At 71.8% G+C, this 13,426-nt stretch carries 11 protein-coding genes; 3 read left to right on the top strand and 8 right to left on the bottom strand.

Annotated elements, in window-relative coordinates; all coding sequences use genetic code 11:
* Nucleotides 1-29 precede the first annotated feature (29 nt).
* Together AC2D8W_RS09955 and AC2D8W_RS09950 are read left to right on the top strand one after the other, a co-directional pair.
* Entirely contained in the window at nt 30-932 is a 903-nt protein-coding gene (locus AC2D8W_RS09955) for a LysR substrate-binding domain-containing protein (protein ID WP_484671402.1), read from the top strand.
* A gap of 123 nt (nt 933-1,055) precedes the next feature.
* The gene (locus AC2D8W_RS09950) at nt 1,056-1,181 is read left to right on the top strand and encodes a hypothetical protein (protein WP_484671401.1); all 126 of its coding nucleotides are present in this window, start codon (nt 1,056-1,058) and stop codon (nt 1,179-1,181) included.
* Nucleotides 1,182-1,225: 44 nt separating this feature from the next.
* On the opposite strand, the gene AC2D8W_RS09945 is transcribed toward AC2D8W_RS09950, so the two are convergent.
* Both AC2D8W_RS09945 and AC2D8W_RS09940 read right to left on the bottom strand, forming a co-directional pair.
* Nucleotides 1,226-3,484: a TonB-dependent receptor gene (locus tag AC2D8W_RS09945; RefSeq protein WP_484671400.1), complete on the bottom strand. Its 2,259-nt coding sequence runs from the start codon at nt 3,482-3,484 to the stop codon at nt 1,226-1,228.
* A 92-nt stretch (nt 3,485-3,576) separates the two neighbouring features.
* Nucleotides 3,577-4,656, bottom strand: a complete 1,080-nt coding sequence (locus AC2D8W_RS09940; RefSeq protein ID WP_484671455.1) for a Gfo/Idh/MocA family protein — start codon at nt 4,654-4,656, stop codon at nt 3,577-3,579.
* A 133-nt stretch (nt 4,657-4,789) separates the two neighbouring features.
* Between AC2D8W_RS09940 and AC2D8W_RS09935 the strand changes: the two genes are divergently transcribed.
* Nucleotides 4,790-6,079, top strand: a complete 1,290-nt coding sequence (locus AC2D8W_RS09935) for an MFS transporter (protein ID WP_484671399.1) — start codon at nt 4,790-4,792, stop codon at nt 6,077-6,079.
* Between the two features lie 95 nt (nt 6,080-6,174).
* On the opposite strand, the gene AC2D8W_RS09930 is transcribed toward AC2D8W_RS09935, so the two are convergent.
* The 6 genes from AC2D8W_RS09930 to AC2D8W_RS09905 form a co-directional block, all read right to left on the bottom strand.
* Entirely contained in the window at nt 6,175-7,758 is a 1,584-nt protein-coding gene (locus tag AC2D8W_RS09930; RefSeq protein ID WP_484671398.1) for a trypsin-like peptidase domain-containing protein, read from the bottom strand.
* A gap of 152 nt (nt 7,759-7,910) precedes the next feature.
* Entirely contained in the window at nt 7,911-8,363 is a 453-nt protein-coding gene (locus AC2D8W_RS09925; protein ID WP_484671397.1) for a cytochrome c-type biogenesis protein, read from the bottom strand.
* On the bottom strand, nt 8,360-10,327 hold the full coding sequence (locus AC2D8W_RS09920) for a heme lyase CcmF/NrfE family subunit (RefSeq protein WP_484671396.1): 1,968 nt from the start codon (nt 10,325-10,327) through the stop codon (nt 8,360-8,362). Before AC2D8W_RS09920 ends, AC2D8W_RS09925 begins: the two co-directional genes overlap by 4 nt.
* On the bottom strand, nt 10,327-10,857 hold the full coding sequence (ccmE, locus tag AC2D8W_RS09915) for a cytochrome c maturation protein CcmE (RefSeq protein WP_293481769.1): 531 nt from the start codon (nt 10,855-10,857) through the stop codon (nt 10,327-10,329). Before ccmE ends, AC2D8W_RS09920 begins: the two co-directional genes overlap by 1 nt.
* On the bottom strand, nt 10,854-11,930 hold the full coding sequence (gene ccmI, locus AC2D8W_RS09910; RefSeq protein WP_484671395.1) for a c-type cytochrome biogenesis protein CcmI: 1,077 nt from the start codon (nt 11,928-11,930) through the stop codon (nt 10,854-10,856). The genes ccmE and ccmI overlap by 4 nt, the downstream gene beginning before the upstream one ends.
* A 95-nt stretch (nt 11,931-12,025) precedes the next feature.
* Complete coding sequence (locus AC2D8W_RS09905; protein ID WP_484671394.1) at nt 12,026-13,393, bottom strand: hypothetical protein; 1,368 nt, start codon at nt 13,391-13,393, stop codon at nt 12,026-12,028.
* Nucleotides 13,394-13,426 lie beyond the last annotated feature (33 nt).

The raw sequence follows: 13,426 nt of genomic DNA, 5'->3' as shown, positions 1-13,426 counted from the left end.
GCACATCGGGATGATTAGTTGGAGCAATCATGCCGAACCGAGCGCAGCGAAACATCAATCTTGATCTGGACCTGATCCGGACGTTCGTCACGATCGTCGAAGCCCAGAACTTCACCCGCGCGGGCGAACGGCTGGGCCGCAGCCAGTCGGCGGTGAGCCTGCAGATGCGACGGCTGGAGGACCAGGTCGGCGCGGTGCTGCTGTCCCGCGATCCGCGGCACGTGGTGTTGACCGAAGCGGGCGAGATCTTCCTGCCGCAGGCGCGCCGCCTGCTGCGCGTCAACGACGAGATCCTCGCCGAGGTGCGGGGCGACGATATCGAGGGCGAGGTGCGGCTGGGCGCGCCCGAGGACTTCGCCACGGTTCACCTGCCCGAGATCCTGGGGCAGTTCGCCCGGCTCCACCCGAAGGTCTCGCTCACGGTCACCTGCGACCTGACCCTGCACCTGCTCGACAAGCTGCGCGAAGGGCAACTGGACCTCGCCCTGGTGAAGCGGGAGCCCCTCGGGCCGGACCAGGGCGTCCGCGTCTGGCGCGAGCCGCTGGTCTGGGTCGCCGCGGACAAGAGCGTGCTCGACGCCGCGCCGGTGGCGCCGCTGATCCTGGCCCCCTCACCCTGCGTCTATCGCAAGCGCGCCATCGCGGCGCTGGAGGCGGCCGGGCGCGCCTGGCGCTGCGCCTACACCAGCCCCTCCCTGGCGGGCCAGCATGCGGCCTTGCGCGCCGGGCTGGGGATCACCGTGCTGCCCCGCGACATGGCGCCGCCGGACCTCACCGTGCTCGGCGAGGCCCAGGGACTGCCGCCCCTTCCCGACGCCGAGATCGCCCTGTTGCGGGCGCGCGCCGCCGTCCCCACCGCCGCGGTCCGCCTGGGCGAGTACGTCCTGTCGGCGCTCGACCGGCGTCACGCGCTGCACGCCGCCGGCGCGTGAGCGACGCGCCGGCCCCCGCACGATGACGGCGCGCGATCGGCGCGGTCAGCCCGCGCAATGCCCTTGCGTGCGAAGGCGCGGTCCCGACATCAGGAAGGCGCCTCCGGCGCAGGAGACACCGAGATGCGGCATCCGTTGAGCTGGAACGCGGCCCAGGCCCTGGGCGCGGTCCTGCTGGCCCTGGGCGCCTTCCTCGCCTTCGCCGGACGCTCGCGCCGCGGGAAGGCTCGGGATCCGCGGGAGCCGTAGAGCCCGCAGCCGGATGGCGGCGGGCCCTACGACCTGTCACGGGATCAGAAGTTCACGCGCGCCGTCACGCCATAGTAGCGGTCGGCCTCGCGCGGGATCAGGTAGCGGAAGCTGCCGCCCGGACCGCCGGACGTGATGGCCGACGGGAAGCTGGTGTCGAACAGGTTCTTGACCTGCAGCATCACGCGATACCGGTCCTCGGGGTCGGCGATGCCGGCCGAGAGGTCGACCAGCGCATAGCCGTCGATGGTGGTGGCGGCGCGAACGGCGGCCGAGGCGTCGAACTGGCTGAGCTGCTTGGACTGGAACGAGCCCTGCGCGCCCAGCAGAACGTCCACCGGGCCCACGCCGCGGATCCGATAGTCCACCGCGACCGACCCCTTCCACTTCGGCGCATACGCCAGGGTGGTGCCGGACGGCACGACGCCGGTGATCACGCCGTTGGTGGGCAGCTTGAACTGGTCGACCTTGGCGTCGGTGTAGGCTAGGCCGCCCGAGATGCTGAGGTCTTCCAGGGGCCGGAACAGGAAGTCGAGTTCGCCGCCCCGCGTGGAGATCGTGCCCGCATTGGTGAAGCGGGTGACCAGGACGCCCGCGACCACGTCGGGATTGTTGGCCTGGAAGTTGTGGTACTTCGCGTAGTAGGCGGCGAGGTTCAGGACGAGCCGGCCGCCCATGAGGGTGTTCTTCAGGCCCACCTCGAAGCTGTCGGCCGTCTCGGCGTCGATGACGTTCGTGCCCGTGGCGGTCAGGTTGTAGAAGACGTTGTAGGCCGGTCCCTTGTAGCCGCGGGAATAGGTGGCGTAGGCGGTCGACGCCTCCGAGAGGTCGAACTGGGCGCCGGCCTTGCCCGACAGGTTCTCGTTGGACGTGGAATCCGCGAAGGGCCCGAAGCTGGGCTGGATGCCCGGCCCCGCCAGCGCGGTGACCCGCTGGTGGTAGACCGACAGCTTGTCGGAGGTGAAGCGCAGGCCGGCGATCAGGCGGAAGCGCTCGCTGACATTGATCGTGCCCTGGCCGAACAGGGCGTAGTTCTTGAACACCGAGCCGAAGGTCGCCGTGCCCGTGGGCGTGGTCACCACCGTGCCCGGCGTGGTGCAGGGCGTGATGACCGTGGGGGCGGGCGTCAGGGTGCAGACGATGTCGTTGCGGGTGAAGGTCCGGTCAGTCTCGGCGCGCGAGTAGTAGGCGCCCAGGACGTAGCTCACGGTCTGGTCGGCCGGCGACGTGACCCGCAGCTCCTGGGTCAGGGTGTTGCTGGTCTGCGGCCCGATGTCGTGCAGCTGGTTGAAGCCGACGTAGGCGCGGGGCAGCCAGTCGCCGTCGCGGATCTCGGTGTTGTCGTACTCGCGGTACGAGCCGATGTAGGTCACGACGTGCTGGCCCACGCCCCAGTCGGCCTGCAGCGAGACGCCGCCGCTCTTCTCCGTGGTGGCCGTGATCAGGTCCTGCGCCACGCGCCGGGTGCGGTCGCCCCGCGGGGTCGGCAGGACCGTGGCGGTGAGGTTCGTCGGAACGGTGCCGATCAGCTCGGCGCAGCAGTCGTCGTCGCTCTCGCGGTAGTCGGCGATCAGCGTCAGGGACAGCGCCTCGCTGGGATCGGCCACTATCATGCCGCGAACGCCCCAGTGCTCGTAGCCGTTGACCCGCGTGTCGCGGGTCACGTTGCGGATGTTGCCGCCGTAGGTCCCGTAGAAGGCGGTGAAGCGGCCCTGGACGGTCTCGCTGAACGGCACGTCCACGCCGGCGCGCACGCGATACTCGCCGCCGTTGGAGAAGGCTCCGCCGTCCACATAGCCCGCGAGCACGTCGCCGGGCCTGCGGGTGACGATGTTGATCACGCCGGCCGACGTGTTCTTGCCGAAGAGCGTGCCCTGGGGCCCGCGCAGGACCTCGATCCGCTCGACGTCGATGAGGTCGCTGAACGCCTCGCCCGCCCGGCTGTAGACGACCCCGTCCACCACGGTGGAGATCGACGGCTCGCCGGCGATCGAGAAGGTCGAGGTGCCGACGCCGCGGAGGAACAGCGTCTGGTTGATGGTGGTGCCCGACTTCCGGAAGTTCAGCGTCGGCACGAGGTACTGGGCGCTCTCCAGGTTGACGGAGCCGCGCGCCGCGATGGCGTCGCCCGAGACCACCGAGACCGCGGCCGGCACGTCCTGCAGGCGCTCCTCGCGCTTCTGGGCGGTGACCACGATCTCGCCCACGTCGGTCACGCCGTCGCTGTCGGTCTGGGACATGGCCGGACCCGCCGCCGCGATGGCGACGACGGCGGCGCTGGTGATCAGGATGGTCCTCTTCATGTGTCTCCCCCCTGTTCCTTCTTCTCTCGTTCGTTGTCTGACGCTGTCATACGGACAGCAGGTTCATGATCTTCCGGGCGACCGGCTCGGCTTCAGAAGCCCAGTTCGCTCATCTCCACCACGCGCTTCTCGCGGGCGCTGATCTCGGCGGCGGTCCCGATGGCGACGGCCATCAGTCCGTCGTGCGCGGTCACCTCGACAGGGCCGGCGCCGCGCACAGCGGCGTTGAACCGCTGGTGCTCGTAGAAGGTCGAGCCGTGGTGCGTGCCCGCCTCCAGCGCGGTGCGGTCCACGTCCACGATCCGCGACTCGACGCGCTTCGGATTGCGGAATCCGACGCGGGGCGAGAAGACCAGCGCTCCCGTCGGGATCAGGACGTCCAGCCGACCCGTATCCCCGACCGCTGTGATCTCCTCCTGGTTCTCGGCCCCGTCGGCGAACATGCAGAGGTCCAGCATGGCCCGGACGCCGTTCGCGAAGTCGACGGTGGTGTAGCTGTTGTCGATGATGTCGGGCGTGCGGCCGCCGTAGCGCTCGTCCCGATGGTTCACATCCATGGCGCCCGAGCAGTAGACGCGCACCGCCTCGGAGCGCGTGATCAGGCGCATCAAGTCAAAGAAATGACAGCACTTTTCGACCATCGTGCCGCCGGTGTTGCCGGCGAAGCGGTTCCAGTCGCCCACCTTCCGCAGGAAGGGGAAGCGGTGCTCGCGGATGGACAGCATCCGCAGGTCCCCGATCCGCCCGCCGTGCACCTCCTCGATGAAGGCGGCGGCCGGGGGCATGTAGCGGTACTCCATCGCCGTCCAGAACGGCGCGGCGCTTTCGGCCGCCCGCCGCACCACCCAGCGCGCGTCCTCGAGCGTCGTGGCCAGGGGCTTCTCGCAGAGGATCGGCAGCCCCGCGTCGAACAGCGGCTCGAGGACCTCGCGGTGCGTGTGGTTGGGGCTGGAGACGATGACGCAGTCGACCTCGCCCCCCGCGGCAAGGGCGGCGCTGTCGGCGTAGGCCTTCGCCAGGTCGGCCCGCTCGCCCAGGGCCTTGCGGGCCCAGCCGAGCGAGGTTTCCACGGGGTCGGCGATGGCCGTCACCACCGCCCCCGGCGTGACCGCCAGGTTGTGGATGTGCTCGACGCCCATCATGCCCGTGCCCACCAGGCCGTAGCGAACCACCTCGGGCAAACGCCTCTCCAGAATTCCATATGACAACGATGACTTATTATGAGCATTCTCCCAGACGGCTCGGCGGGGCAAGCCCAAAAGTTGCGCAGACGACGGCCGGCCAGGATCGAGGGGGAGGCCTGACTTGACGAGCGCCACGCACCCGGTCGGCGGCGAGCCCAGCCTGCGGCTCCGCTGGATCCTTTTCGCCTTCCTGGCCGCATCCGGCATCCTGGCCCTGGTCGACCGGCAGATCATATCGGTGCTGAAGCCCGAGATGGCCGCAGAGCTCGGCTGGACGGACGACGACTACGGCACGCTGGGCGCCTGGTTCCAGGGCGCGACAGCCGTGGCGCTGCTCGGCGCGGGGCCGCTGGTCGACAAGCTCGGCGTGAAGTGGGCCAACCCGATCGCGGTGATCAGCTGGAGCGTGGCGGCCCTGTTCCACGGCTGGGCCCACACCCTGGTCCAGTTCACCCTGTGCCGCATCGGCCTCGGCGCCACCGAGGCGGCCGTGACGCCGACGGCGGTGAAGACCATCGCCACGATCTTCCCGCCCCACATGCGCTCCACCGGGGTGGGCCTCCAGAACGCCATCGCCAGCTTCGGCGCGATCAGCGCGCCGTTCATCATCCCGATGATCGCCGGCCCCTTCGGCTGGCGCGGCGCCTTCCTGCTGGCCGGCGCGGCCGGCCTCGTCTGGGCGGTCGGCTGGCTGCTGGTGACCCGGAAGGTCAACTTCGGGGACGCCGCGCCGCCCCCCGCGGCCGCCGCGGAAACCCTGCCGCGCGGCGCCTTCTTCCGCGACCGCGCCGCTTGGGCCGTCGCCGGGGCCAAGTTCCTGAGCGATTCGACCTGGTGGCTGCTGCTGTTCTGGATGCCCGACTTCCTGAACCGCCAGTTCGGGCTGTCGGGCGGCGACATCGCGGCGCCGCTGGCGCTGGCCTATATGGGCGCGGCGGCGGGCTCGCTGATCAGCGGCACGCTGGCCACGCGCTTCCTCGCCCGCGGCGTTCCCGTGAACCGGGTGCGCAAGGTCGCCATGCTGGTCAGCGCGCTGATGGTCCTGCCCATGCCCCTGGCGCTGCAGGCCACCAGCCCGTTCGCCGCGGCCGGCGTGCTGGCGCTGGTCCTGGCGGCGCACCAGGGCTTCTCGACCAACCTCTTCGCGCTCATCACCGACGTCACGCCGAAGGCCAAGATCGGGCGGATGACGAGCTTCGGCGTCTTCAGCGGCAACATCGGCGGGATGCTGATCCTGAAGGTGGCGGGCATGGTCCTGGCCGCCGGGCTGGGCTACCTGCCCCTCTTCCTCTTCGCCTCGGTGTCGTACCTGCTGGCGCTCGGCTGGATCCACGTGATGCTGCCGAACATCCGCCTGGTGGACGCCGGCGAGCGTGCGAACCTGCCCGGCGACGGACACGCCGGCGCTTGAGCGGCGGCGGGCCGCCGCGGCGCAGGCTTGAGGCGGCGGCCTCGCCGCGCCTCGAGGCGGAGATCTGAGATCCGCCCCCCCGGGGGTCGCGGCGGCTAGCCGGCGACCTTGATGGGGAGGAAGGCGGTGCGGCCGTTGCGGTAGACGCCCACGACGACGCTGGTGCGGCCCGCCTTCTTGGCGGCGTCCACCACCGCGGCGAGATCCGTCGCCCCGGCGATGACCCGGCCGTTGGCCAGCGTGATCACGTCGCCCCGGCGCAGGCCCTTCGCGCCGGCGTCGGACGCCTGGTCGACGTTCTCGACCAGGGCGCCGCGGACGTCCGCGGGCAGGTTGAGGCGGTTGCGCGCGCCCTCGTCGATGGGGCCCAGCGACATGCCGAGGACCGGCGCCCGCGGCGAGGGCGAGGCGCCCGGCGGCGTCGCGCCGCCGCCGCGCCCGAGGTTGTCGTTCGCCGCCAGCTCGCGCTCGGACGGACGCACGCCCGAGCGGATCTCCACGGTGCGGCGCTTGCCGTCGCGGATCACGTCGAGGCGCAGGATGTCGCCGGCGCGCACGCGGGCGACCTGGCGCGTGAGGTCCGAAGAGCTCTTCACGGTGTTGCCGTTCACGGCGATCACCACGTCCCCGATCTGCACGCCGGCCCGCTGGGACGGTCCGCCGGGCGAGATGTCGGACACGATGGCGCCCTTCTGGTCGCCCAGGCCCTGGGCCTCGGCCATCTCGGCGGTGAAGTTCTGGATCGTGGCGCCGATGTAGCCGCGCTCGATCTTGCCGCCCGAGATCAGCTGCTTGGTGACCGCCTCGGCCACCTCGGACGGGATCGCGAAGCCGATGCCCACGGAGCCGCCCGAGGGCGAGAAAATGGCCGTGTTGACGCCGATCACGCGGCCGTAGACGTCGAACGTCGGTCCGCCCGAGTTGCCGCGGTTGATGGGGGCGTCGATCTGGATGTAGTCGACGAAGGTCTCGCCGATGTCACGCCCATAGGCCGAGACGATGCCCGCCGTGGCCGTGCCGCCCAGGCCGAACGGGTTGCCCAGGGTGATGACCCAGTCGCCGACGCGCGGCTTGCCGGCGTTCTCGAAGTTCACATAGGGGAACGGGCCGCGCCGGCCCTTGACCCTGAGCACGGCCAGATCCGTGGCCTCGTCGCGGCCCACGACCTCGGCCTCGAGTTCGGTCTCGTCCTTGAGCACGACCTTGATGGTCTCGGCGTTCTCCACGACGTGGTTGTTGGTCACCACATAGCCGTCCGCCGAGATGAAGAAGCCTGAGCCCGACGACTGCTGCGTGGGCAGGCGCGGCTGGCCGCGCTCGGTGCGGCCGCCCGGATCGCCGCCGCCCGGACCGTCGTCGTCGTCCTGCCCGCCCTGCGGCCCGCGCGGGATGATGCCGAAGGGCAGCCCGGGGAACTGGCGGAGGTTCGAGGTGTCGACCCGGCTGGTCACGTTAATCGAAACCACCGCCGGCGAGACGCGGTCGACGATGTCGGCGAACGACATCGGCGCGCCCGGGGGCGGGGCGAAGATGGGGGCGGTCGAGGCCTTGATCAGGCCCCCCGGAGGCATTTCGGCATGGGCTGCGGGCAGGCGCATGCCTGCGCCCGCGACGGCGGCGGCCATGACGCCGGCGCCGGCGACGGCGCCCAGGATGTAACCGGTCTTCTTAGAGGTCATCAGCCTTCGTTTCCCTGCGCAGCCCGCGTCTCGCAAGAGACATACTGCGCCCAAACAACCTAGGTGGGATGCACCGAAGTGCAACGTCCGCGCAAATTACTTTGCATCCACCCTTAGGCGCCGCTTCGCGTCCATTTATGGGCGGGAACGTGTCAGGCGCCGTCGTCCCTTGAAACCTGCTGCAACCGCTTCCTTTCCGAAGGGCTCAGCTCGGGTTCCGGCGCCGTCTTGCGGAGGCGCGCGAGGAGCAGCGCCGCCCCCGCGACCACCACCAGGAAGGGCCCCGCCCAGAGCAACAGGTTGCCCGGCGACCACGACGGCGTCAGCAGGACGAACTCGCCGTACCGGTCCGTCAGGAAGCGCTTGATCTCGGCTTCGCTGCGGCCCGCGCTGACCTGCTCGCGGACGATGACGCGCAGGTCGCGCGCCAGTTCGGCCTCGCTGTCGTCGATCGATTCGTTCTGGCAGACGAGGCAGCGCACGTCGCGGAAGATCTCGCGCGCCCTGGCCTCCTGCGCCGGATCGGGAAGACGCTCGGCGGGGTCCGAGGCGGCGGCCAGGCAGAGCACGCCCGCCAGGCCGGCGAGGAACGCCCTCAGCCTCACGCCTCCTGCTCCCGGCGCCGACGGCCCGCCGCCAGGCGAAGGCGCCGGTCGGAGAGGGACACGAGGCCGCCCGCGGCCATGATGGCCGGCCCCACGAAGATCAGGCTGGCCCAGGGGTTCCAATAGGCGCGCACCAGGTATGTCCCGCCCTCGCGCCGCTCCCCCAGCACCAGGTACAGGTGGGACAGCCCGCGGTAACAGAGGCCCACCTCGGAAGTGGTCTGGCCGCCGGCGGTGTAGAACCTGCGCTCGGGCGTCACCTGGCACACCGGCTGGCCGGCGCGGGTCACGACGATCGTGCCCCGGTCGGCGTCGTAGTTGGGACCGTTCACCGGCTCGACCGCGGCGAGGCGGACGCTGTAGCCGCCGACCTCGATGGCGCGGCCCACCGGCAGCGCCTCGGCGGCCTCGAGCTTCCACGACGTCTCGAACACGGCGCCGAGCACGAACACGCCCAGCCCGAGATGGGCCAGCGTCATGCCCCAAGCGCCGCGCGGCAGGCCGGTGAACCGCCGCCACGCCTCGGCCCGCGGGACCCGGAAGACCCGCGTGCGCTCGAGGATCTCGGCCAGGGCGCCCGCGATCAGCCAGCCGCCCAGACCGACGCCCAGCGCGCCCCAGGTGTGGCGCGGCGTGACCAGCAGGCCGACCAGCAAGGTAAGGACGACCGCCACCGCCGCGGCCACGGCGAGCCGCCGCAGCGCCGTCGCCCCGTCGCCACGCTTCCACGCGAGCAGCGGGCCGATCGGCAGCAGGACGAGCAGCGCCGCCATCAACGGGGTGAAGGTCAGGTTGAAGTAGGGCGGACCGACCGAGATGGCCTCGCCGGACATCGCTTCGCGGATGAGCGGGTAGAGCGTCCCCAGGAGGACGGTGGCTGTGGCGGCCGCCAGCAGGATGTTGTTCAGCACCAGGGCGCTCTCGCGGCTCACCGGCGCGAACATCCCGCCACGGCCGAGGGTGGGCGCGCGCCAGGCGAAGAGGCTGAAGCCCAGGCCGGCCGTCACGCCGAGGATGATCAAGAGCAGCACGCCCCGCGTGGGGTCGACGGCGAAGGCGTGAACGCTGGTCAGCACGCCCGACCGCACCAGGAAGCCGCCGAGCATCGAGAAACTGAACGCCGCCAGCGCCAGGAACACCGTCCAGCCCGCCAGGGCGCCGCGCTTCTCGGTGACGATGGCCGAGTGCAGCAGGGCGGTGGCGACCAGCCAGGGCATGAAGCTGGCGTTCTCCACGGGGTCCCAGAACCACCAGCCGCCCCAACCCAGCTCGTAGTAGGCCCAGAACGACCCGAGGGTGATGCCGACGGTGAGCAGGCTCCACGCGGCCAGCGTCCAGGGCCGGACCCAGCGCGACCAGGCCGCGTCGACGCGGCCTTCGATCAACGCCGCGACCGCCAGGGAGAACACCACCGACATGCCGACATAGCCGGCGTAGAGGAACGGCGGGTGGACCGCGAGCGCAGGGTCCTGGAGCAGCGGGTTGAGCGAGCGTCCCTCGACCGGCGGCTGGGCGACCCGCGCGAGCGGGTTGGAGGCGAAGACCGTGTAGGCGAGGAACACCGTGCCCAGCACGCCCTGCGTCCCCACCGTCAGGGTCCTGAGCCCCTGGGGCAGCGTGCGGCCCAGACCGGCCACCGACGCGCCGAAGCCGGTCAGCGCCAGACACCACAGGAGCATCGAGCCCTCATGGTTCCCCCACGTGCCGGCGATCCGGTAGAGCAGCGGCTTCTCCGTGTGCGAGTTCATCGCCACATTGGCCACCGAGAAGTCCGAGACCACGAAGGCGTACATCAGGGCCGCGAAGGCGGCCGCCACGCCGAGGAAGGCCGCGATGGCCGCGCCCTCTCCGGCGCCGGCCAGCACCGCCGAGCGGCGCACGCGGGCCGCGTACGACAGCACCGCCTGCGCCAGCGACAGGGCCAGCGACAGGATCAGCGCGAACGCGCCGACTTCTGCGATCACTAACGCCCCCCGCTCTGCGGCGGCGAGGGGCCGCCGGCGGCGGAGGTCACCGCAGGCCCGCCGGCGTCCTTCGGGGGTCCGTCGCCGCGGTACTCGCCCTTGGCCTTCAGTTCGTCGGCGAGCGCCTTGGGCATGTAGGTCTCGTCGTGCTTGGCCAGCACGCGCTTGGCCTCGAAGACCCCGTCGCGGCGGTACGAGCCTTCGGCGACGATGCCCTGGCCCTCGCGGAACAGATCCGGCAGGTCGCCCTGGTAGACGACCCGGTCGGCGGCGGTGTTATCGGCCACGGTGAACTCCACCCGGCCGTCGGGGTGCTTGAGCACGGAGCCGGCCTGCACCAGCCCGCCGAGCTGGATCGCGCGCCCCGGCGGCGGGTTGGCCGCCTCGGCCTGCGACGGCGTGTAGAACAACGAGATCGAGTCCCGCATGCCCCAGAGCGCCAGGGCCACGGCGGCGATCACCACCGGCGAGATCACAGAAAGGAGCAGGAGGCGCGTGCGCGCCTTGCGGGATTTGGGAAGGAAGCTCATCGCATCTGTTCCGCGCGGGCGGCCTCGTCCAACTGTTTGAGCACGGCCGGTTGTCCGGCGTATTTCGCACGCGCCGCGGCGTAGGCCTCGTCGCGCTTCCCGGCGTCGCCCAGCACGGCATAGGCGCGCACCAGGCGCACCCAGCCCTCCGGGTTCTCCGGATCCGCCTTCAGGCGCGCGGCGAGGCCGTCGACCATGCCGCGGATCATGGCGAGCTGCTGCGGGTCCGCCGCCGCAGCCGGGCGGCCCTGCAGGCGCGCCAGTTCGGTCTCCACGTACGCGCGCCGCGCGTCTCCCGCCGGCAGGTCCGCGAGCAGGGCCTGGAGCTCGGCCGCGGCCTGGGACGCCTGGCCGGCCTCGGCCTTGGCGCGGGCGAGGTAGAAGCGGGCCCCGGCGTCGCCGGGCGCCAGCGCCAGCACCTGCCGGAAGGTCGCCTGGGCGTCGGCCTCGACCTTGCCGCCGGCGGCGATGACCTGGGCCTCGCCGAGCTGGCGCCAGGTGTCGACATCGCCGGGCTCCAGGACCGTCGCCCGGCGCAGCGCGCTGACGGCGCCGGCGGGGTTGCCCGCGGCGTTCTCCACCATGCCCAGGAAGCGGAAGCCCTGCGCCTCGTTCGGACGCTTGGCGGTCGCGTCGCGCAGCACCGCCGCCAGTTCGGGCGGCGGCAAGGTCCGAAGGTCGCTGACCTTCCACTCGGCCAGGCGGCGGGCGAAGGGCTGGTCGCCGAACCCTGGCGCGCCGAGCTGCAGATAGAGCCCCAGGGCCAGCGCCGGCGCGGCGCACACCACCGCGAGCAGCACGCCGCGGCTCTTCGGATCGGCGGTCCAGGGCGCCGTCGGCGCGTCGGTCGCGGCCAGGAGACGGCGCGCGGCCTCGGCCTCCGCGCCCTTACGCTCGCCCTCGCCCATCAGCCCGCGCTCGACGAGGTCTCCGATCTCGGCGAGCTGGCGGCGATAGAGAATGGGAGCGGGGTCCGCGGCGGCCGCCGCGTCGGCGGCGCCTGCGGCGCGCATCAGGATCAGGCCCGCCGCGGCGGCGGCCAGGACGCCCGCCACGACCCAGAAGAGCAACATGGCAGCAGCGTCTAGCCGAAACCGCTCGCGTGCGCGAGCCGTCCGAACGCCGCGGGCCGCCCGATCGCGCCCGGTCCAGGCCGGTCCGGACGGGCCTAGACCTGCGCGACCGCGGGTTCGGGATGTATGGTCGCGTGGATCCGACGGTGGATGAGCTCGGCGGCCGGCGCGCCCCGGATCAGGCGATCGAAGGCGGCCGCGTGCTCCAGGAAGGCCTGGGCCTGGTGCAGGTTCTCGACCTCGTGCGTGCGGACCAGGTCCAGCACCTCCTCCACGTAGTAGTCGATATGCTCGCCCAGCGTCTCGATCAGCCGGTTCCGCGTGGCGGAGAAGCCGCCGTAGTTGGCGGTGGAGCGCAGGTCTTCGGAGAACGACAGCAGCGTGATGGCGCGGTTCACCAGCCGCTCCTGGGGCGGGTCGGCCAGTTGCGGAACCGCCCGTCGCGCGCGCTGCCGCGGCACGTGCATGGGCAGCGCCTCGACGACCGCCTTCTCAGCCTCGTGCAGGCGACCCTCAACCACGCTGGCGAGGCTGGCTCGCTGCTGGTGGATCCGGCGCCCCCAGCCCGTGTCGCGCGTGAGGTCGATGCAGGTCTCGAGCTCGACGATCTGCTGCACGATCAGTTCGGCCCGTCGCGCGGCGTCGCGGCCGGCGGCCGGCCCATCGTCGGCCTTCAGGCCCGCGATATGGCCGAGGCCCGCGTCGATCTCGTCCAGCAGGGTCTCGGCGAAGCCCGCCAGTTCGGAGTCGCGCAGGTAGCGCTCGGTGGGCTTGTCCATCACCGCCGAGATCACCCGCAGCACCATCCACGGCTGCGCCATCTGGGCGGCCAGCATCTCGAAGAACAGTGGCCCCGCGTCGTCCGACACGGCCACCGCGTCCCGGTAGGCCAGTCGAGCGGCGGCCGAGGCGTCGGCGCCCGGATGCGTCAGCCATCCGTGCAGGCGCCCGGTGGCCCGCCGCACGACCGGGGCCATGTCGAGGCAGGTGGCGAGGGTGTCGCGACCGCCGGGGCGGGCCTGCTCGCAGGCGTCGCCGGCCGCGGCGAACTCGGGCTGTTCCGCGGCGCGCAGGCCGGCCGCCGCCGCCGCGGTGAGCGCGTCGGTGAGCTTCTGGACCTCGTGTGGCGCGAGCTGGTCCTCGAACGCCGCCCGCACCTCGTCGATGGCCGGGCCGTGGTGCAGCCGCAGGCCGCGCCAGAGCTGCGCCAGCGCCCGCGCCGGGAAGGTGAGCTTCTTCGGGTCTTCGCCGGAACCCACGCACATCGGCGCGACCGGCTGCAGGACCAGGTTCCGCAGCGCGCGCTCGCGGTACTCGGACTCGACGAGCCGACGCACGTTGCCGAGCGCGCTGTCGGCGGCCGTCTCGGAGAGGGCCGCCTGCAGGCTGCCCACCACCGAGTCCGGCGCGGTCTCGACCAGCGTGCGGACGATCTGGATCTTGCGCTCGGACAGCCCGGGCATCGTCAACGGCCTCCGACGGAAGCGTCTTGCCGC

This window comes from Phenylobacterium sp. T106 (assembly GCF_057219735.1).
This window is presented reverse-complemented; position numbering and strand designations above follow the sequence as displayed.